Source organism: Chitinophaga sp., from assembly GCF_039596135.1.
GTDB lineage: Bacteria > Bacteroidota > Bacteroidia > Chitinophagales > Chitinophagaceae > Chitinophaga.
Window position 1 is genome coordinate 30,956 of record NZ_JBCNKH010000006.1, and the last position, 21,276, is coordinate 52,231.

19 protein-coding genes are annotated in these 21,276 nt (G+C 45.5%); 6 read left to right on the forward strand and 13 right to left on the reverse strand.

All coding sequences use genetic code 11. The annotated features are described in order from the left end of the window. Window positions 1-33 precede the first annotated feature (33 nt). Both ABDW16_RS06330 and ubiE read right to left on the reverse strand, forming a co-directional pair. Window positions 34-726, reverse strand: a complete 693-nt coding sequence (locus ABDW16_RS06330; RefSeq protein ID WP_343668488.1) for an outer membrane beta-barrel protein — start codon at window positions 724-726, stop codon at window positions 34-36. Next, window positions 711-1,445: a bifunctional demethylmenaquinone methyltransferase/2-methoxy-6-polyprenyl-1,4-benzoquinol methylase UbiE gene (gene ubiE, locus ABDW16_RS06335; protein WP_343668489.1), complete on the reverse strand. Its 735-nt coding sequence runs from the start codon at window positions 1,443-1,445 to the stop codon at window positions 711-713. Before ubiE ends, ABDW16_RS06330 begins: the two co-directional genes overlap by 16 nt. 91 nt (window positions 1,446-1,536) lie before the next feature. On the opposite strand from ubiE, the gene yihA reads away from it, so the two are divergent. Continuing rightward, the gene (gene yihA, locus ABDW16_RS06340) at window positions 1,537-2,145 is read left to right on the forward strand and encodes a ribosome biogenesis GTP-binding protein YihA/YsxC (RefSeq protein WP_343668490.1); all 609 of its coding nucleotides are present in this window, start codon (window positions 1,537-1,539) and stop codon (window positions 2,143-2,145) included. A 128-nt stretch (window positions 2,146-2,273) separates the two neighbouring features. Here the strand turns inward: yihA and ABDW16_RS06345 are convergent, their stop codons facing one another. The 9 genes from ABDW16_RS06345 to ABDW16_RS06385 form a co-directional block, all read right to left on the reverse strand. Next, on the reverse strand, window positions 2,274-2,690 hold the full coding sequence (locus ABDW16_RS06345) for a hypothetical protein (protein ID WP_343668491.1): 417 nt from the start codon (window positions 2,688-2,690) through the stop codon (window positions 2,274-2,276). Window positions 2,691-3,039: 349 nt separating this feature from the next. Next, entirely contained in the window at window positions 3,040-3,513 is a 474-nt protein-coding gene (locus tag ABDW16_RS06350; RefSeq protein WP_343668492.1) for a ribonuclease H-like YkuK family protein, read from the reverse strand. A gap of 184 nt (window positions 3,514-3,697) precedes the next feature. Next, window positions 3,698-4,066, reverse strand: coding sequence for a CoA-binding protein (locus tag ABDW16_RS06355; RefSeq protein WP_343668493.1), 369 nt, complete (start codon window positions 4,064-4,066; stop codon window positions 3,698-3,700). A 33-nt stretch (window positions 4,067-4,099) separates the two neighbouring features. Further along, a complete protein-coding gene (locus ABDW16_RS06360; protein WP_343668494.1) occupies window positions 4,100-5,047 on the reverse strand; it encodes a TIGR01777 family oxidoreductase in 948 nt (315 codons plus the stop codon). A 90-nt stretch (window positions 5,048-5,137) separates the two neighbouring features. After that, complete coding sequence (locus ABDW16_RS06365; protein WP_343668495.1) at window positions 5,138-5,644, reverse strand: MarR family transcriptional regulator; 507 nt, start codon at window positions 5,642-5,644, stop codon at window positions 5,138-5,140. An 81-nt stretch (window positions 5,645-5,725) separates the two neighbouring features. Further along, window positions 5,726-6,112 carry a VOC family protein gene (locus tag ABDW16_RS06370; RefSeq protein WP_343668496.1) on the reverse strand — a complete coding sequence of 129 codons (387 nt, stop codon included), beginning with the start codon at window positions 6,110-6,112 and terminating at the stop codon, window positions 5,726-5,728. Between the two features lie 215 nt (window positions 6,113-6,327). After that, window positions 6,328-7,968, reverse strand: a complete 1,641-nt coding sequence (locus ABDW16_RS06375) for a pyruvate dehydrogenase complex dihydrolipoamide acetyltransferase (RefSeq protein ID WP_343668498.1) — start codon at window positions 7,966-7,968, stop codon at window positions 6,328-6,330. Window positions 7,969-8,056: 88 nt separating this feature from the next. Further along, window positions 8,057-10,150, reverse strand: a complete 2,094-nt coding sequence (locus ABDW16_RS06380; RefSeq protein ID WP_343668500.1) for a DNA polymerase III subunit gamma/tau — start codon at window positions 10,148-10,150, stop codon at window positions 8,057-8,059. 162 nt (window positions 10,151-10,312) lie between these two features. Further along, a complete protein-coding gene (locus tag ABDW16_RS06385; RefSeq protein WP_343668501.1) occupies window positions 10,313-12,427 on the reverse strand; it encodes a M48 family metallopeptidase in 2,115 nt (704 codons plus the stop codon). A 522-nt stretch (window positions 12,428-12,949) separates the two neighbouring features. Here ABDW16_RS06385 and ABDW16_RS06390 point away from each other — a divergent pair. After that, a complete protein-coding gene (locus tag ABDW16_RS06390; protein WP_343668502.1) occupies window positions 12,950-14,137 on the forward strand; it encodes an ATP-binding protein in 1,188 nt (395 codons plus the stop codon). A 37-nt stretch (window positions 14,138-14,174) separates the two neighbouring features. On the opposite strand, the gene ABDW16_RS06395 is transcribed toward ABDW16_RS06390, so the two are convergent. Beyond that, window positions 14,175-15,338, reverse strand: coding sequence for a hypothetical protein (locus ABDW16_RS06395; RefSeq protein WP_343668503.1), 1,164 nt, complete (start codon window positions 15,336-15,338; stop codon window positions 14,175-14,177). A 188-nt stretch (window positions 15,339-15,526) separates the two neighbouring features. Between ABDW16_RS06395 and ABDW16_RS06400 the strand changes: the two genes are divergently transcribed. Together ABDW16_RS06400 and ABDW16_RS06405 are read left to right on the forward strand one after the other, a co-directional pair. Next, window positions 15,527-16,138, forward strand: a complete 612-nt coding sequence (locus ABDW16_RS06400; RefSeq protein ID WP_343668504.1) for a hypothetical protein — start codon at window positions 15,527-15,529, stop codon at window positions 16,136-16,138. Between the two features lie 178 nt (window positions 16,139-16,316). After that, the gene (locus ABDW16_RS06405) at window positions 16,317-16,829 is read left to right on the forward strand and encodes a GNAT family N-acetyltransferase (protein WP_343668506.1); all 513 of its coding nucleotides are present in this window, start codon (window positions 16,317-16,319) and stop codon (window positions 16,827-16,829) included. 18 nt (window positions 16,830-16,847) lie between these two features. On the opposite strand, the gene ABDW16_RS06410 is transcribed toward ABDW16_RS06405, so the two are convergent. Further along, the gene (locus ABDW16_RS06410) at window positions 16,848-18,344 is read right to left on the reverse strand and encodes a DUF6600 domain-containing protein (RefSeq protein ID WP_343668507.1); all 1,497 of its coding nucleotides are present in this window, start codon (window positions 18,342-18,344) and stop codon (window positions 16,848-16,850) included. A gap of 523 nt (window positions 18,345-18,867) precedes the next feature. Here ABDW16_RS06410 and atpD point away from each other — a divergent pair. Both atpD and atpC read left to right on the forward strand, forming a co-directional pair. Beyond that, window positions 18,868-20,370 carry a F0F1 ATP synthase subunit beta gene (atpD, locus tag ABDW16_RS06415; RefSeq protein WP_343668509.1) on the forward strand — a complete coding sequence of 501 codons (1,503 nt, stop codon included), beginning with the start codon at window positions 18,868-18,870 and terminating at the stop codon, window positions 20,368-20,370. A 26-nt stretch (window positions 20,371-20,396) separates the two neighbouring features. Then, complete coding sequence (atpC, locus tag ABDW16_RS06420; RefSeq protein ID WP_116853966.1) at window positions 20,397-20,648, forward strand: ATP synthase F1 subunit epsilon; 252 nt, start codon at window positions 20,397-20,399, stop codon at window positions 20,646-20,648. Window positions 20,649-21,276: the final 628 nt, after the last annotated feature.

Here is a 21,276-nt window from a genome sequence, read left to right on the forward strand (position 1 = left end):
ATGGAAGTTGTTCTGCAAACTGTGTATGGCTTATTAACCTTCCAGGTGGATGGAGAACACGATCATGCGGGACTTCAGGGATTGAATTACATTGGAGTAACGAAGGTTCTTGTCTTTCACCTGCATATTTGATAAACCATTACTGATTTTGAACTCTGGTGAGAAGATGAAACTTGGGAAATAAAATTCAAAACCGGCGCCTGCTTCATAGCCATAATCACCAGCTTTAATTTTTACGAGATCCTCTGCACGACGTGCGCGGGCATTGGAAGCCAGGTCATAGTCGTATTTCAGGCCGGCGATCACGTATACGCGCATATTATCGATGCGATCAGACTTGAACTTGATCTGTAAAGGGAATTGCAGGAGGATGGATTCGATATTTTTAGTGGTTTCCCGGGAGGGGAAGTTCTCTCTATAGTATAAGTTTTTCGAGGCAAATGACAATTGCGGATTAAGGCGAAGGTCAAAATACTCACTCAGGCGTACGTTGCCCAGCAGACCAAGGTTGAACCCAAAGGTCTTGAGGGGCTCTACTACCATAATAGAGTCCTGATGCAGGAAGACTGCATCGTGCAGGAGTTTGAAATTAGAGTTGTTGGCCGCGAGCGTGATACCAAAGTAATAGGGTTTGGCATCATGTTCTTCCATATTCAGTACGGTTTGCGCCTGTGCGCCCCTTGTATTCCATAGGATAGCCAGTATCAGTACTAGCGGGAAGCGCAATAAATAGAGCTGATGCCGAATGTGAGTTTTTTGCATGTCACTGCTTGAAAGCCGGTATTAGTTAAAATATTACACATTTGCTGACCTTGTGGAAACGCTTTCACAGATTCGGGGAGGTAGCTGTATGCTGCCTGGCTCTTTGCAATCCATTTTCCGATCAGCGGTGTAATATAGCGAAAATACAAATTATATAATTGTTTAATGGGAAAAACTGTTGGATTAGAGAATTCTAAAATCACCAATTTCCCGCCCGGCTTTAATACACGCAACATTTCCGCCAGTCCTTTTTCCAGATTTTCGAAGTTGCGAACGCCGTATGCTACCGTTATTGCATCAAACGTATTATCAGGAAAACTTATTGTTTCGCTATCCCCCAGCTGCAGGGTAATTTTGTCAGAGAGGCCCAGGTTACTTATCTTTTCCCGGCCGAAAGAGAGCATGCCTTCGGAAATGTCGATACCGGTGATAGTGTCGGGATTCAGCATCTTGTTGGCCATGATGGCGAAGTCGCCGGTACCGGTGGCCACGTCCAGCATCTTTTTGGGTTGGAGGGATTTCAGCAGTTTGAGGGCCTTTTTACGCCACATGATATCGATACCAAGGGACATAAAATGGTTTAAAAAGTCATAGCGATGGGCAATATCATTGAACATTGTCGCTATTTGTTCCTTCTTGCTTAATTTTGACGCGGCAAACGGTACTACTTTCTTGTCTGACATAGCCCGCAAAGTTAGGGTGTTCTTGTTGATAAGTAAAATGCTAAAAGTCATGTACGGGGCCATTTTTTGTTTTTTTGTGTAAAAAGAGATTATGATTATAAAATCTGCAGAATATCTGATTAGTAATGTTGACTGGGAGAAGTGTCCGACTCCGAATCTGCCGGAGTATGCGTTTATTGGCAGGTCGAATGTGGGTAAGTCATCGCTGATCAATATGTTAGCGAATAATGAGAAGCTGGCGAAGACTTCCGGAACGCCTGGGAAAACACAGTTGATTAACCATTTTGTGATTAATAAGGATTGGTACCTGGTAGATTTGCCAGGGTATGGGTTTGCAAAAGTGAGCCAGTCTCAGCGGAAAAGTTGGGAGCGGATGATTGAGGATTATTTGCGGAAGAGGCCGAACCTGGTGAATGTGTTTGTGTTGATTGATAGCAGGCATACGCCACAGAAGCTGGATTTGGATTTTATTAACCAGTTGGGGGAGTGGCAGATTCCTTTTAACCTGGTGTTTACGAAGGCGGATAAGAGTACGCAGGCGGAGACGAGTAGGAATGTGAAGGCGTTTTTGAATAGGTTGAGGGAGAATTGGGAGTTTTTGCCGGCGAATTTTGTGACCAGTACGGTGAAGAAGATGGGGCGGGATAAGATATTGGAGTTTATAGATGAGATGAATATGCAGTTTAGGGCGATTGCGTAGAGGGAATAGATAAACAGTTCAGGATGAATCTCTGGACATTTGGGAAGGATTATATAGATGAAAATGGGTAAACAGTTCAGGGTGAATGCCTAAACTGTTTACAATATTATATGGATAAAGGGGCGCTGTTACAGTGCTCCTTTATTTTTTACCCTAACATAAGTGGCTTTGATACCATCGGCGATGTGAACGGCAGATAGGTATAACGTATCGGCTGAGGCACAGAAGGCGCAACTGTAAATTCTTGGATTCCAGGGATCTTTGTCAGATACCAGGTAGGGCAAGCGGTCAGCTTTGAATGCCATGAGGAAAGATTCCCGGTTCACGAGGGTGTCGTGACGGTAAGTGAACATGGTATTGCCATTGAAGGTAATGGTATTGTGAGCGCTGCTATCTACCAGACTAAGATTCTTGCCGGAAACAGTTTGTATCAGCCGCCAGCTACCTTGCAGTTTGCTGGATGGGTTGTCTGCAAGGTTCTCTTTTTTGCAGGCAAAGGTTGCTAATATCGCTACTAGTGTGACAGTGACAGAAATGGGTCTCATTTTGATCCCTTTGTTTTATTGTAGGTTAGGTATGGAATTAAGATACGAAGAATTTTTGAAAAATGAGGGGATGAGGGTAGTTCATGAAAGAAATATGGATCATTGTTTTTGTCTTTGGTAAGTGCAATGACTGGTGGGCTTATTGGTTATAGTGATTGGAGGGAATTGACTTTTAGGAGAAGAGAGATTGAAGGATAGTCATTTAGCTTTTGCAGGAAAATCAATTAATTAAAAGATCTATGTTTTTTAGCTTTTTGGGAGCGGTTTTTCAGCAGGTAATGGGGGATAAAAGCCCCGGATGTGCGTGTACACATCCTAAAACAATGAGAGTGGGTGTGGACTGCGTTTATCAGTTGACTACCTTATCGGCGCAGCAACTGCTGGCAAACGCGTCTGGCTTGGCTTTGAAGGCGAAACCCATACCCAGTATGTAACCCATAGCTTCGCGTAATGCGAGGTTACTTTTGAACTGGGGGTTGGTGTTAATGTCCGCATGTACTTCCATGTCTACGTCGTATTCCGTAAACATGTCACAGAGTTCGTACGCGATTTCGATGCTTTTGGCTACTTCTATCAGCATACGCTCTTTGATAGAGTAGACGTCGCGGGTTTTTTCATTGTGAATGAACATGAATCCTCCATGTCCTTCGCGCAGAAATACGATAACGGTAGCGAATTCCGTGTCAGCACCTTTGACCTGGGAGTCGGTGCCGATGCATACTTTGAGGTGAAAGCCCTTTGCGGTTTCGCGGATGATAGCCTGGCGGACTTCTTCCTTAATTGGCAATTGGATTGGTTCGCCGTTGAATCTTCTCCATTTCATGATATATATATGATTAGAGTGAAAAGGCGGTGTTGATAAGTGATAGCCAGTCGATGATTTAGAGCCGGGCGGAGGGAATATTAGGATAACCGAATATACAAATTATTTCGATAGGTTGAGTATGGTATACATGCAAAAGGCCGGTTTTGCAAAAGCAGAACCGGCCTTTTTATGAAAAAAGCACTCAATATTGTCCGGTACTCAGGAGTACCAATGTACAAGCTTCCAATGTATAAATCCCTTTATCCTCCGCCATCTTCGCCAGTTCGTTGTTCTCTGTACCGGGATTGAAGATGATGCGTTTGGGATGTAAATTCATGATGTAATCATAATATTCCTTTTGGTTCCCCGGATTCAGGTACAGGGTGACTGTATCCACATCTTCGGTTGCAGGATGATCTGTAGTAACGGGGATATCCCCAATTTGTGCAGCTCTTTTACCAATAGCTACTACCGGGTGCCCATGTGCCGTGAGTCTGCTTACAGCCAGGAAACTATATCTTCCAGGATTGGGTGATGCACCCAATACCACTGTTTTTTTCTTGTCGCTCATGCTTATAGTGGTATCAAACTTTACACCAGATCATTAATAGAAGAGGTGATACCGTCTTCCTGGCAGACTGTGTATAATGTTTTCCATGGCGGGTTTCAGATATGGATACTGAAACCTAAAGCCAGCTTGTGTTGCGCGGGTCGGCAACACCCACCTGCTTTTCAGGAGTAATTCGGTTTCAGTGCCAATGAGGCAGGCGCCAATTTTTAATAACCAGGCAGGGGCCGGCAGGCCAAAGAGGTGACCAGCAGCTTTTCGCAGTGTGCGCATGAATTCACGGTTAGTGGTGGGATGAGGAGCACTACAATTGAAGGTGCCGGATAAGGCAGGATCTTCGTAAATCCATTCCATCATGCGGGCTACATCTGTGATATGTACCCAGCTGAACCGCTGGTTGCCGCTGCCCTGGTAACCACCCAGGCCAAATTTGACCAGGTTCAGGTAAGGGGATATGACACCTCCTTCGGAGCCAATGGTAACGGCCATGCGTAATAGGGCTTTGCGTACACCGGGTACGTTTGCTTCGTTAAAACCGGCTTCCCATTTTTTGCAGACCTGAACAGAGAAGTCGTTTTCTATTTCACCATTGAATTCGTCCATGGGACGATCTTCTGCATGGCGGTAGATGGTGGCGGAAGCGGCGTTGATCCAGACTTTTGGAGGATGGGGAATGGAACGAAAGGCGGTGGCTATGACGTTTGTAGCGTTGGTACGGCTGTCAAAGATGGCTTGTTTATTTTTTGGGGTGTAGCGACAGTTGACGGATTTGCCGGTGAGATTGATGAGTAGATCGGCATTTTCGAGGTGATTTACCCAGTTGCTAAGGGTCTTGCCATCCCATGCGGCGTAGGTGATACGGTTATGGGAAGGGAGTGGGCGGCGGGTCAGGACCACGATGTCGTTGTCCTGGCCGAAGTAGTGGATGAGGCCTGTGCCGATGAAGCCAGTGCCGCCAGCGATGATGATCTTTTTGTTTTTCATGTTCTGAACTTTCAGTAATTATTGAAAGATGTTGAGAAAAAAGAAGGCGGGGGGGCCGCCTTTGATTATTTAAATAGGTTTAAAAGCGAATTATTTAAAGAGCTTCATCAGCGTTGAATAAAACCAGTTTTCATCTGCTTTTACAAATGCATTCAGTGTTTTATCTGCCTGGTGAGCGAATCTGTTTATTTCTGTAATAGATTCTTTGAATGATTTTACGTGCTTGTCTTTCGGATCACCTTCCACTTCCTGGAGTTGTTCCAGGGTTTTGAGAACAGGATCCAGTTCACGGCGTTTCCTTTCGCGGGCAATTTCCTTGGCGACTTTGTACACATCTTTTTCTGCGGTAAAATATTCTTTTCTTTCACCGGGAACGAGTACACGGTCTACGAGTCCCCAGTTGATGAGTTCACGCACATTCATATTGGTATTGCCACGGGAAATGTTTAGCTCTGTCATGATTTCGTCTGCACTCAGGGGATCTGGCATGATCATTAGCAAAGCATGGATCTGGGCCATGGTCCGGTTAATTCCCCATTGTGCTCCGAGTGAGCCCCATGACTGGATGAATTGTGCTTTTGCTTCGGCTAATTTCATTACTTCCTTATTTCCTTATTGATGGTATAAAGGTATACCATGTTTTTGAACTTTCAAAACTTAGTGAAAATTAATTAGAGATTAGGTACGGGAATGGAGGGCGATGCGGTTGCCGTCGGTGTCGTAGATGATGGCGAAGAAGCCGGGAAAGGGGATGTCGGAGAAGGGGCGTTTGTCGAGTTCGATTTTGCCTCCGGCGGCTTCGACGCGGTCGAGGATGGGGGTGAGGTCTTCGCCGGCGTTTAAGTAGATGAGTGCCCCGCGCTGGCTGGGGAGGTATTCCATGCCATGAACGAGTGCTCCGCCTGCGCCTGTGGAGGGGTCGAAGGGGAAGAAGGCCATTTTTTTGAGTCCGGAGGTTTGTTCGGGAAGATCGCAGCCGAGGATGTGGCTGTAGAATTTCTTTGCCCTGTCGAAGTCGTGGACGGGGATTTCGAACCAGTTTAATGCATTCCTGAGAGGTTCCATTGTGACTGGGTTTGATATATAAATATAGGGATTTTTTTTGGCTGGTGGTGTGAAGGGGAGTTTGATAGTGGCCTGCGGCAGCAAGGAAAGGGGATTTTTTTTCAGCTGACGCTGGGAGTTGGAGGGGGGCGGATGTTGATTTGGTACTGGCGGCTTTAAATAAAAAAGCGACTTCCTGTTAAGAAGCCGCTTTTTAAAAACTATTTATAAATGGACTACACCAGCATTGTAACCGGGTTTTCCAGATAACCTTTCAGTGTTCCCAGGAACTTCGCACCTACAGAACCATCTACGCTACGGTGATCACAGCTCAGGGTCAGTTTCATGATATTAACAGCTTTGAACTGTCCTTTCTCTGATACTACTGTTTCCTTGATACCACCTACTGCCAGGATTGCAGAATCCGGAGGGTTGATGATTGCAGTGAATTCATCGATACCCATCATACCCAGGTTAGAGATAGTGAAGGTATTACCAGTGAAGTCCTGTGGTTGCAGTTTCTTGTTCTTCGCCTTGTCGTACAGACCTTTAGCATCGGCTGCGATCTGGCTCAGCGACTTCTGATCAGCGAAGCGGATAACCGGTACGATCAGACCATCTTCGATGGCTACAGCAGAACCAATGTGTATATGGTGGTTCTGGCGGATGAAATCACCCATCCAGCTACTGTTTACATCCGGATGCTGACGCAGGGCCAGGGCAGCTGCCTTGATCACCATATCGTTGAAGGAGATCTTAACAGGAGAAACCTCGTTAATTGCTTTACGGGCTTCCATTGCCTTATCCATATTTACATCTACTTTCAGGTAGAAGTGAGGAGCAGAGAATTTGCTTTCGCTCAGGCGCTTAGCGATTACTTTACGCATCTGAGTCAGCTGAACATCGGTGTAACCTTCCTGACTGGCGGGTGCAAAAGCAGGAGCTGATTTTGCAGCAGCAGGAGCAGCAGCGGTGGCAGCAGGTGCAGCAGATGGAACGAAGCTGTCCACATCTTTCTTCACGATTCTGCCGTTATCGCCGGAACCAGTTACTTTATTGATATCGATACCTTTTTCCTGTGCCAGTTTCTTAGCCAGCGGAGATGCTTTCACACGACCGTTAACGTCAGTAGCTTCAGGAGTTGCGGTTGGAGCTGCATTTGCAGCAGGAGCAGCAGTTTGAGCGGCAGGTGCAGCAGCGGCAGCAGCTGGTTTAGCACCACCTTCAGCAGCCAGGATTGCATCTACATTTGTACCTTTCTTACCTACGATAGCGATGATACCATTTACTTTGGCAGCATCACCTTCTTTCACACCCACATATAATAATTCACCTTCAGCGTAACCAATAACTTCCATGGTTGCCTTATCGGTTTCCACTTCAGCCAGTACGTCATCGCTTTTTACGGTGTCGCCTACTTTTTTATTCCAGGCTACGATCTTACCTTCTGTCATCGTATCGCTCAGGAGTGGCATACGGATTACAGTAGCATTTTTCAGTGCCTCTGCAGCAGCTGCATTATCAGCGGCTGGTGCTGGAGCTGGAGCAGCAGCCGGAGCTGGTGCCTGAGCAGCTGGTTGTGCCGGTGTAGCAGCCGGAGCTGGTGCAGCACCACCCAGTAAAGACTGGAAGTCTTCACCTGGTTTACCAACGATAGCTATAACTTCATTTACTTTAGCAGCCTTTCCCTTCTCTACACCTATATATAATAACGTACCCTCTACATATCCCATCACTTCCATGGTGGCCTTATCAGTTTCCACCTCAGCAATTACATCGTCTGCTTTTACGGTATCGCCTACCTTTTTATGCCATTCCGCGATCACCCCTTCTGTCATCGTGTCACTCAAAAGGGGCATTCTGATAACTTCTGCCATAGTATTTTTCCAAATTTTGCTCAAACCTACAAAAGAATTGCGAATTGTGAAAGTCGTATTCGTGATCTTCTGCTGATTCCAGACAGTATTAAAAATCGAGTTCCAGATTTAGTTTGTCTTTCAACTCTTTCACAAGTGGATATTTTTCTATCATCTTTGCAAATTTCTCACGGCTGGATAAAGGCGCAGGGCCAATATCCGCTGTTTGCTGGGATTCGTCGAGATGTAATGTGAGTACCAATCCATTGTTCCGGAACTTGTCTTTGAAGAAAGCCGAGATGGACAATTTTTCTTCTTCCATGAAGCGGAATTGCACAATATTCCTGCTGGTGATTCCGATCTCTTCAGGTCCTATCATGGAGATGACAGCCAGTTGTAAGTTACTTACGACTGTCATTTTGTTAGCCTGCCGGAAGCGGTCAATGAACTCCTCCCAATACACGTGCAGGGCACCCAGGGTCATTGGGATGGTTTCCTGTTTGGTGACGTTGGTTTGCTGTGCGGCAAGGGCCTGCTTCATGGCTGCCAGACCTGATACTTTGGGTTGGTTGGGTGCAGGTTGTGATGGTTTGGGCGCCGTCTGGGTAGGGGCAATCGGAGCGTGTGCTGTCTGCCCGGAAGCAGTTTGAGCGTGGGCTGTTTGTCCGAATGCAGTTTGAGAATTTGCTGTTTGTCCGGAAGTAGTTTGGGTATGTGCAACCTGTCCAGGCGTCGTCTGAGCGTATGCAGCCTGTCCGGATGCAGTTGGAGAACTTGCCGTCTGTCCGGAAGTAGTTTGGGTATTTCCAACCTGTCCGAATGCAGTCTGTGCATATGTTGCCTGTCCGGATGCCGTCGGAGAAGAAGTATATGAACTGTTCTGTACCGGCTGGGAATTGGTTGTAGCAGCCGTTTGTTGTACAGGAGGTTTATTTTCTATAGTGAGTCCCGGGCCATTGGCTGCGATAGATGCACTTGTAGCCGGCTGGCCTGCTTTGGCAGCTGTGGCCTGTGCTATCGGTGCCCGGAGCTTTTGTGGTGCGGAACCGTCAGCTACCAGTTTTTTTTTTACTACCTCTCCGGTTTGGTCATCGCTGACTAAAGTAACTGCCTGTTGCAGGAAACAGAGTTTGATCAGCGCCATTTCCACATGGAGACGTTTGTTGCGGGCCATGCGGTAGTTGATCTCCGTTTCATTCAGGAGGTGGAGGGCGGTAATCAGGTAAGAAGGACTTAGTTTGCCGGATAACTGGCGGTAACGGTCTTTCAGGTTACCACTTACTTCTACGAGGTGGAGGACTTTGTCTTCCTTACACAACAGGAGGTTGCGGAGGAATTCGGCCCAGCCATTGAGGAAGTTGTCACCTTCGAAACCTTTTTGGAGTATTTCGTCGAAGATCAGGAGGGCAGCGGCTACGTCCTGTTGCAGTACTCCATCCATGATTTTGAAGAAGTAATCATAGTCAAGGATGTTAAGGTGCTCCAGGGTGTTCTGGTAGGTAAGTTTTCCGCCTGTGAAGGAGACAATTTTATCCAGGGTGCTGAGAGAGTCACGCATACAGCCGTCGGTCTTTTGCGCTACGAGGTGCAGGGCGTCGCCTTCGGCCTGGATGTGTTCTTTCTGACAGATTTCCTGTAAGTGATCCACGGTGTCCTGGATGGTGATGCGTTTGAAATCGAAGATCTGGCATCGGCTCAGGATCGTGGGGAGAATTTTATGTTTTTCGGTGGTAGCCAGGATGAATATTGCATAGGAGGGGGGTTCTTCCAGTGTTTTCAGGAATGCGTTGAATGCGGAAGAACTGAGCATGTGCACCTCATCTATGATATAGATTTTATATTTACCGGCTTGAGGTGCAAAGCGTACCTGTTCTACGAGGGTACGAATGTCATCTACTGAGTTGTTCGATGCAGCATCCAGTTCGTGGATGTTGAAAGAACTTCCTTCGTTGAAGGAAACGCAGGAGTGGCATTGGTTGCATGCCTCACCGTCGGGTTGGAGATTTTCGCAGTTGATGGTTTTAGCCAGGATACGGGCACAGGTGGTTTTGCCCACACCGCGGGGACCGCAGAACAAAAAGGCGTGCGCAAGTTGGTTATTGCGGATGGCGTTTTTGAGTGTGGTGGTAATGTGGGATTGTCCTACAACTGTAGAAAAGTTCTGTGGTCTGTATTTACGGGCAGAAACGATAAAATTCTCCATATTCAAAGGCTATTCACGAAGGCCGAAAGTACAGAAAATTCAGGAGAAATGGAGAGGTTGGGGGATGGCCTGCGGCAGCAGGGAAGGGGGCTTTTTTTCGGCTGGCGCCGTGGGGGCGGGTTGGATTGCCACGAGGGTAACTTTTTTTTGAATAACTATTTATTATAACACCGCTTCTAACCACGCCTTTTTCATAAGAATAATGTAATTATTGTAATAATCCATCATCGTGGTACTGATCTCATGCAGATTGGTAATTTCTTCCATAACCGGTTCATTCCCATTTATATAACTGTAATTATACCTTAGAAAATGACTGATCTTCTCCTGCAAAGCACCTTCCCAACCTGCCGTCACCTCCGGCATCTGCTTTAGGCGAAGGAGGATCTTTTTGAGTAAGGCTCCTTCATCTATCAAACTATCAAAATAGGGTTGAGCACTCACAATCGTTAAACCCTGCTCACTGAATAGTGAGCTGATGGTGTGAAGGATTCTGGCCACAATATCATTTAGCTGCCAGCAGACAGCCTGGTGTTCCATTAAAGTATGATATTGTTCCAGCAGTTTTTGTGCCCACAGGGGATCCTTCTGAAAAGCGATGGTATAATGATAATGAATGGCCAGTATGTCATGCGCCTGTAGCCACTCTGTTTCCTGCCGGATGCCGGATTGCAGTTTGACACGTACTTTGCCGGCAGCTGAAGCCGGATATTGTTTGCCCTCAAACTCAAAATACCTTGTTTTAATTTGCCCCTGCTGTATGGCATGCAGGGTATCTGCATCCTGGAGATCCCTGAAATAGGCCCGCAACCGTTGGACATTGTTTTCTGAGTACAGACTGGAAAGGGAGAGCGTTGCCATCTGTTCATTTGTTAAGGGGGTAATATTCCCTTCAGGTAAAAGCGGGAGAGGGCGGTTGTCATAATACTCATTAAAGACTGCCGGCATTGAGTAATCCCTGATCCGGGTGGCGGTATCTGCAATAAAGTTTTCTACCGGGTACGGTATATATTGAGCTGAGGGTTGAATAAAAGGTTGATTGAGCAATGTGGACATCCGCTCCTGTAGCTCTTCGGCATGTTGAAACAGCTGCCACGCACTTTCTCCTTTGATGGATTTCCTGATATTGGCTGCCATGTAACGTTGTTCCCGTTCTTCACGTGAAGGGTGTGTGGCCCATTGATCGGGTAATTGTATCCTGCTGAGCAGGAAGGAACTAAAATAATTATCTGTCACCAGCGGTAACTGATGTGCATCCAGCGCTATTTGGTGTTGGGTGGCATACAGCCGGATCAATGATCGGTGTACTTCATAAATATTTCCGAAGCGACGTTGTTGTTTTGCCATTTCGGGAAGTTGCAGCAGGCAATGCTCATAAAAGAACCCACTTATTTCCAGCCTGCGCATTGCAGAAATAGCTGCATCTGTACCGGCTACTGTAAGTGCTACAGCATCTGCATGGAATTCCATTTCCCTTCTCAGGCGCATGTATTGCCGGTTTACCATGCTGTACATGAGTCGTAACGCTTTTTGTATATCACTTACAATGCGAAGATTGATGCGTGCCAGCAGTGCAAATCCTATCCATCTGCCGGAAATCCAGTTCATGGTTTTGTGCCAGCTCTGGTTTTCATACAGCATGTTATAGATCATCCTGTTCACGGTATATACATAGCTGGCCAGTTTCATACTACGTTGTGAAAAATGCCCGAATTCATGGGCGATGGCCATACTGAATTCACTTACGTTCAGACTATTGACAAGGCCTAACCCTATTTCCAGTTTTTTGCCGACAGGCCAGAACATATTCATGAAACGGACGGGGTAGATGACTGCTGCGTTTACACCGGGAGCGAGGTATACTTTTTTAGGAAAGCGGGTTTTGGTGGATCGCGCAATTTGATGGAGGCAATCGAATAACGCTGGTTGTTCCTTACGGGTGACGGGAATGCGGAGTGAAAGATCCTGGCGCTGGCGGGTAAAAAGGAACTTGATCAGGAACAGGACCTGCATGATGCCCATGAAAATAATCCCTAATCCTGCGATGAACAGGAGTGCTGTGAGGATGGTAATGGGGTGAAGCGGGGCGAACATAATAAGACTAACACCCGCCCATAGAAAAATGGCGGCGAGTATTCCTGCATAGATGAGCAGTAAACCGTAGGTGATGAAGAATAGCAAGATGCTTCCCATCATTTTGAGGACCTGCAATCTGAATGAGCCGGCAGGTTGAACGGTGGTGGACTTTTCGGAGCCGGCCGAAAAAAAGCTGGACATAGTTACAAGCAAGTTAGCATGATGATTGCTTAATAAATATAACTTTATTTTGAGAAGTAGCGAGCGGGAATGAAAGGAATTTGTGGAGGGCTTGTGGCAGGAGGGGAGGAATTTTTTTTGCGAATGCCAGTGGTAATGAATGGGATTTGTGGATTGCCTGCGGTAGGAAGGAAGGGGAATTTTTTTGGCAGGTGCCAGTGGTGACGAATGAAATTTAAGAATGACCTGTGGCAGGAAGGGAGGAATTTAAGCGATCACTCATAGTAAGGAATTGGACGAAATAAAATAAATCACTACCTTAATATAAGATATAGCACCACAGAACGGACCATAATTATCGTGTAGTAAGCAATCATTTTAATATTTCAATTTGTTATGATGTCGCGGATGGTCGTACCCAGGTTGACCTCATGTATTGCACCCCTTCTGGTGCAATTACCCGATAGCATTTTTGTCATTAGCATAGCACTATTATTTCTTTTAATAGCAGGAGGCGCTACTGTCATGATCTATCGCCTGCGGATGCAATTAAACAAAACAAAATCCGCCTTGTCTGCATCCAGGAACGGCAAGCTGGATATGATTACAAATTTCAACAGAGAAGTGCGCACACCACTGAATGCCCTCATCGGCATGAGTGAACAGCTTTCTCATACCCCACTGAATAAGGAACAAACTGAACTGGTACATTCTATCGAACATGCCGCCGGGGTGCTGCTGCGCATTATGAATAATGCGCAGGAAGTGTACAACCTGGCAAAAGGTGATGTACGACTGGATTCACAGCCGTTTGAAATTTATGCCGCCTTTCAGGCAGTGACCGAAGGAAGGCAAAAAGCCGCTTTTGAAAAAGGATTATACTTTGATGCCGTCTATGAGGGTGATAGGCACCTGCGTGTACTGGGAGATGAACAACGCCTGAAACAGGTGATACAACACCTGGTTGAAAACGCTATCAGATATACTACCGATGGCGGCATACAGGTTATACTGCGTGTATCAAAAGCTCCTGAAGACAAGGTATTGCTGCATGTGGAAGTTCACGATACAGGCATGGGCATTCCTGAAACTATGCTTCCTCATTTATTCGGTTATTATAGTTTTGCACGCCCTCCGCAAATGGCAGCGGTAAGTGGAGCGGGATTAGGGCTGGCTATTATTCAGCACATCCTGCACCTGCATGGAACAAATATAAATGTGGAAAGTACTCCGGGTAAAGGCAGCATTTTTTCGTTCGGGATTGTTTATCCATTATCTGAGGCACAGACAACGGTCATTACGCGAAGAGAGCTGGAAGATATGACGGGGAGTTTTATGGAAGGCAGGAATATACTGGTGGCTGATGATCAGGAGATGAACCTGCTATTGCTTACCCGCATACTGAGCCGGTGGAAGTGCAATTTTGATAAGGCTGCAGATGGCATTGCTGCCTATGAATTATTTTCTTTGAATGAATATGATATGATTTTGCTGGATGTGCAGATGCCGGGAATGACTGGGCTGGAAGTGGTTAAGAAAATCAGGGAGGATAGTGATGTGATTAAATCGAAAGTGCCAGTGCTGGCTATTACTTCTGATATTACACTTACGGAAAATAGCCGTTACCGGAATTTAGGATTTAACGACTGTATGTTGAAGCCCTTCAGGGAAAGAGATATTTACAATACTATTATCAGGCATTTACCACCGGAGGAAGTAAAGATATTATAACCAAAACGGCCTCCTGTAAGGGAGGCCGTTTTGTATGTTAACCCAGTTGAGGATGACGTTTGAATTCTTTGGTTCTATCAAAAAGATAGCGATAAGTAATTAATTTTCGGGTAATAGTTGTGCCCAATCCTTCAGCCATATTAATCATTTTAGGATTAAAATCTCCAATCCACTGCATCTCATATTTCTCATATTTCAGCTTATTCTGTATAATGGCTCCGCCTTCCAGGATCATATAAGCATCAGCTCCTTTTCCCTGAAACTCCGGTACGATACCAAATAAAATACCTGTGAACGTTTTGGTATTACGGGTCCATTTCAACCAGAGGAACAGGAGTTTTTGCAAGAGGCCAAATTTCCCGTTCATGTATTTGAAATACTCATTCAGAGAAGGCAAATTCAACCAGGCGCCGATAGGTTCATTGTTGTGGTAGATGAACCATACGATTTTTTCATCCATGACAGGTTTCATCTGCTTAAACAACTTAAGTGCCTGTGGTACGCCCATTTCCTTATTTCCCCCATGTCCTGCCCATGCTGCGTTATATACATGCACAAAGTCCTTTACATATTTTTCCAGCTGATTCTTTTTGATATGGCTGGAAGAGAATGCCGGATCTGCTGCCAAAGCGGCATGGCGGGTATAAAACTTTTCCTGCAGCCTATCTTTTACATTCAGGCCATAGCAGTACTGGTTGAAAAATGGCTGAAAACCATAATTCTCCATGAGCTGCTTATAGTACGGCGGATTGAAGTTCATGCCATATAACGGCTCATGGAAACCTTCTACCAGCAAGCCCCACCAGTTATTTCTTTCGCCGAAGTTGATAGGTCCGTCCATAGCCTCCATCCCCTTTCCCTTCAGCCAGTCGCGGGCATGATCAAAGAGGAAGTTGGCGGCTTGCTGATCATTGATACAGTCGAAGAAGCCTACCCCACCGGTGGGTTGGGTATCTCCTTTGGTTTTGTATTTTTTATTGACAAAAGCGGCGATACGGCCTATCAGTTTGCCATTGTCGTCTTTCAGGAGCCAGCGGATTACCTCTCCATGACGGAATGCCTTGTTCTTTTCGGGATCAAATACATCGTTGATATCTTTGTTCAGGGGGCGAACCCATCCGGGAATATCTTTATTCAGCTGCACATGAACGTCTAAAAACTGCTTTGCTGTTTTTTTATCATTTACAATCACCAGTTCCATAGGGAAAATTTAGAGGTGCAAAAATAACGATTGGTAAATATATATCAGCTGGGAAGAATTATCAGTTTAAACATTTATTTTTTAATAAACTTTATGCGATTATGGTATGAGCCGTGTAATTAAGTGCTGCAGGTGGCCATTAATTTCTGATTTTGACCACTGGCATCATTTTTTCTGATTAGTCCGTTATGAAACGGAATGTAGGATATATTGTCATTATTATTTTTCTCGGCATATTTCTCGTGATGAGTTATTCTCGTCAGCAAGAGCGGGTGAAGCAGGTGCTGGCACAGAATGAGCGGTTGGCAAATGAGAACCGTCATTTGAAACAATCGTTGGATATGAGTAGTAATACTGCGCAACAAATTGCGGACAGGGCTGAGGTGAGGGAGCGGGAGAACAGCCAGGGACAGTTTGTGGATCCACGGATTTATTATAGAAAGAACTGGAAGCAGTTTATTGCGGTGACGAATAGTGATTACAGAACTGGTTTCCTGGGAGGGATTAAAGATCTGGATGTGATTGTGAAGAACCAGACAGAGTTCGTGATCGACAATGTGATTGTGTCGGTGGAGTACCTGAGAGGAAATGGAGATGTGTTTAAGACGGAACAATATACTATCAGTGATATAGGGGCGAAGGGAACGAAGTCAGTGAGAGCGGCGGATAGCAGGAAGGGACAAAAGGTGGTGGTTAGGTTAGTGAGTGTTACCAGTCAGTCGATGAATTTTTGCTGGGCTGTGAATAAAGTAGTGGATCCTGTTAATGCGGATCCTTATAAATGCACGCCGGATAAGTGATAGGTATGTTTGCCGGATAGAAGTCTGGTCTAAGCAATGCAGGCCGGATAAGTGATAGGTATCTATGCCGGATAGAAGTCAGATCTAAGCAATGCAGACCGGATAAGTGGTAAGTATCTATGCCGGATAAAAGTCAGATCTAAACAATGTACGCCGCATAAGTGATTATCTTTGGGACATGTTATCATTCCGGAGTACAAAAATCATATCCCCTTTAGTTATTGCATTATATGAGTCGGCCTTTCCTGAGGAGGAGCGGCGGCCATTGCCTGCGCAGCAGCGATTGCTGGTGGAGGGGGCGTTGCAGTTGCTGGAAGTGGTGGCGGAGGGTCGGTTTGTGGGGTTTGTATTTTGCTGGGGATTGACGGATTTCACGTTTATAGAGCATTTTGCGATTGATCCTGCTATGAGGGGGCAGGGGACAGGCACGAAGGTGATTACCTTATTATTTGAGCAATATGGGCGGTTGGTATTAGAAACAGAATTACCGCATACAATAGAGGCGCAGCGGCGGATCCGGTTTTATGAAGCGCTGGGCTTTGGGGCATTTCCTACACCTTATTTACAACCTCCTTACAGGGAGGGATGGGAGCCATTGCAATTGATCTTAATGCAGAAAGGTATGTCCCGGGAGGAACATACCTTTTCAAAAGTAAGCAGTGAAATATATCGGGAGGTTTATGGTCTCTGATAATTAAGGCTGGCAATATTACCTTTCAGTTCTGCGTGGCGCAGTACGGGAAGGTTGGGATTGCTGTTGCTGCTGTACCCGTTGTTGTTGCTGCTGCTGTTGCTGTTGCACTCTTTGTTGCTGTTGCATCTGCTGTTGTTGAGCTCTCTGCTGTTGTTCCTGTTGGGCCCTTTGTTGTTGCTGCATTTGCTGCTGTTGTACTCTTTGCTGCTGCTGTTGCTGCTGGATACGCTGTTGTTCCTGTTGTTGTTGTTGAATCCTTTGCTGTTGCTGTTGTTGCTGTACTCTCTGCTGTTGTTCCTGTTGCTGTATCCTTTGCTGATTTTGCTGCTGCTGAATACGTTGCTGCTCCTGCTGCTGTTGTTGTTGACGCACACGTTCCTGCTGTTGTTGTTGTGCTTGTTGCTGCTGGATACGTTGCTGATCATTTACCTGCGTGCGCGCACCGGTATTGGGCGTAGACGTTGAAGGCGTGGTACGATCAGGCCTGTTAAAATTGTAATTCCTGTCAGAATTGCGATTGTCGTTCCGATCATTGTTAATGTTGTTTGTGTTATTGTAATTGTTTCTATTATCGACCCTGTTAGGGACATTATTGTTGTCATTCCTATTAGGGAAATTATTATTATTTCCCCTGTTAGGAAGGTTGTTATTATTCCTGTTATCAATCCGGTTAGGGAAGTTGTTATTATTGTTTGGACTATTAGGTCTGTCGAAGTTATTTCTGTTATTCCCATTACCGCTGGAGAAGTTTCTGTTTTGCTGACCCTGACGTAAGTCATTTGGGTTAGGGCGGTATACGCGTACCTGGTCATTACCGATAGTGCCACGACCCGGGCGATCGCTGTTTTCCACCCGCATAGGGCGGATATTGGTCCTGGTATAGCGTTCTACATCCCTGGTGGCAGGGCCACGGTAGTAGGTGCGGTTATTAATAATAGTGGTATTATTAATAATGGTGGTACGGTTATAGACTTCTACCCTGTTATAGCGTGGTACATAATAACGGCTTACATAAGCGTTGGTAATGTACTGGCAGGGTACAAATGACCAGTAAGCAACCGGGATATTCACACTTACCCCAATGGTCATACCTGGGCCTAAAGGTGCCCAGCCATAATAATCGGCGCTATTTCTCCAGCTTACCCATGCTGGTCCCCATTCATAACCTGGGATCCAGATCCATCCATAATAGTCGTCATATGTCCAACGACCGTAGTGGAAGGGTGCCCATCCCCAGTCATAATCGGACATCCAGGTCCATCCGTAATCGGTGTATACCCAGTGACCGTTGGAGGAGTAGGGTTGGAAGTCGGGTCCGGCATTTGGAATCCAGCAGTCTCCGTAACCATTATAATTTACCCAGCGGCCATAGGGGCTAAGGGCATCGTAGAAACCGCCTACGGAAACCTGAAAGTCTTGCGGAGGGCGGGCTGCTACACAAGACATACCTGGGAGTGCAGCAAAAGAGGCTGCTATAGCTATTGCGGAAATATATCGTTTGATGTTTTTCATATATGTAATCTTTTGGCGGCGATTTCTTTAAAGTATAGGAGTTAGTTCTACAGCAGTAAAGGAATCTGTTGATTTTAAATAGTTTACGAATGAGTAGTGTATAACATTGATCAGTGTTATTAGCTGGCTTTGGCTGGCCTGCTGCATTCAATTCAGGATGTTTGCGGTGTCAGATGTTAGCTTGATCAAGTAAAATCAAATCCTGTGCCGGATTAATCAAAGGCTGGGCTGTAGCGGGTTTGAATGGTTTGTAGCGGGTTGATTTTAGCAAAATGCTAACATTTTCCTGATAATTTATGTGGATAAGAATGATGACAATCATGCATGACAAATGGCTGGGAGCTGTTATTTTTACACCTGAGAATGCATATTAATTATGTTTAACGTAATTAACGCAAAGCCACGTTTTAAAGGGAATTTCAGCGGAATATCCACGGTATTTTGAATTTCCCCTATTAACAGTTACCTTTGCGGCAAAATTTACAAACCGCTCATTTTAAGCATTTATAAACCTCTTAAAAATATGCCTAACACAGGTAAGATCAAGCAAATTATCGGTCCCGTGGTGGACGTCCACTTCGACGGGAAGTTGCCCGAAATCTACAACGCACTGGAAATTACCCGCGAAAATGGTCAGAAGGTAGTGCTGGAAGTTCAGCAGCACCTTGGCGAAGACAGCGTTCGTTGCGTTGCAATGGACTCTACAGATGGTTTCGTTAGGGGAATGGAGGTAACAGACAAGGGTACTCCTATTAAGATGCCGGTGGGCGATGGTATTAAGGGTCGCTTGTTCAACGTGGTAGGTGAGGCTATTGACGGTCTGGGTGATATAGATAGAACAAATGGTTATCCTATTCACCGTAAGCCACCTCGTTTTGAGGATCTGGCTACAGATACGGAAGTATTATATACAGGTATTAAGGTAATCGACCTGATCGAGCCATATGCAAAAGGTGGTAAGATTGGATTGTTCGGTGGTGCTGGTGTAGGTAAAACAGTATTGATCCAGGAGCTGATCAACAACATTGCGAAAGGTTACGAGGGTTTGTCAGTGTTTGCAGGTGTGGGTGAGCGTACCCGTGAAGGTAATGACCTGATGCGTGAAATGATCGAAGCTGGTATCGTTAAATATGGTGAGAAATTCCAGGAATCCATGGAACATGGTGGATGGGATCTGGCAGCTGTAGATAAGGAAAAACTGAAAAATTCTCAGGCTACCTTTATCTTCGGTCAGATGAACGAACCTCCTGGTGCACGTGCACGTGTTGCATTGTCTGGTTTGACTATTGCAGAATATTTCCGTGATGGAGATAGCACTGCAGGTGGTGGTAAGGATATCCTGTTCTTCGTTGATAACATCTTCCGTTTCACCCAGGCAGGTTCTGAAGTATCTGCGTTGTTAGGTCGTATGCCTTCTGCGGTGGGTTATCAGCCTACACTGGCTACTGAGATGGGTTTGATGCAGGAGCGTATCACGTCTACCAAGAATGGTTCCATTACCTCTGTACAGGCGGTTTATGTACCTGCGGATGACTTGACTGACCCGGCTCCGGCTACAACCTTTGCGCACCTGGATGCTACAACGGTACTGGATCGTAAGATCTCTGACCTTGGTATCTATCCTGCGGTGAGCCCACTGGATTCAACCAGCCGTATCCTTTCTCCGGCTATCGTAGGTGAAGCACACTACAACTGTGCACAGCGTGTAAAGATGATTCTGCAGCGTTATAAAGAATTGCAGGATATCATCGCGATTCTTGGTATGGATGAATTGAGCGACGAAGATAAACTCACAGTAAGCCGTGCGCGTCGTGTACAGCGTTTCCTGTCACAGCCTTTCCACGTAGCAGAGCAGTTTACTGGTCTGAAAGGTGTACTGGTTCCGATCGAAGAAACTATCCGTGGTTTCAACATGATCATGGATGGTGAAGTAGATGAGTATCCTGAAGCGGCGTTCAACCTGGTAGGTAATATCGAAGCAGCTATTGAGAAAGGTAAGAAACTGCTGGAAGCAGCTAAGAACTAATTCATTTATCACCCTTAACTTTTAATATGTTATTAGAAGTATTAACACCTGAAAGAAAGCTGTACTCTGGCGAAGTGTATGGTGTACAGTTACCAGGTATAGACGGCTCTTTTGAAGTGCTGAATAATCACGCGCCGTTGATTGCCGCACTGGGCAAGGGCAGAATGAAGGTGCTGAAAGATAAGTCACAGAATGAATTCTATAACATAGAAGGAGGTTTTGTGGAAGTATTAAGGAATAAGGCGACTGTGCTTGTAGAAGGTGCATCAGCAATATAACTGAAATAGCAATTAGCTATAAATGAAATAGGCCGGGTAGGATTACCCGGCCTTCGTTTTGTCCTAACTATTCCAATCTAATTAATAATTACCCTGTTTAAAGAGCGCAGTAAGATTACTGGCCAGGGCGTCTTACAATCAGGACCCACGCCGCGCAGGATACAAGTATCCTACAGCCGCAATTGGGCCTGTTCCTATGAAAATGAATATCTTATATTATGTAATGATTTTTTTAATTGTATAACTGTCACATTTTTCACTAACCCCTGACTAGAAATAGAGGGTAGGTGATTTATATTTTAGTTGTTTCAATTATAGTCCAGGAAGGCATACGTAACGATTGTATCGGTTTGTCCTTCATAGGTGTTTATACTTCGGTTTAGTTCACGTTTTTCCAATCATAATACTGATAAACAGGGTCACCAACAATAGATTGCTCTGACTACATTACTATTTTGCGTAAGCAAGATATTTGATTTTTTTTAAATATCCTCGTGCTGAGTGGTTGGGGGGGGATGGTAAAATCCAGCCAACAACGTTAGTCGTTGGAACTGAGTCTGTAGGCTTGTAAATATTTTTTTTCTTTTTTTTCCACAGCGTGGCATTTACCGCTCATCTATGGTATACG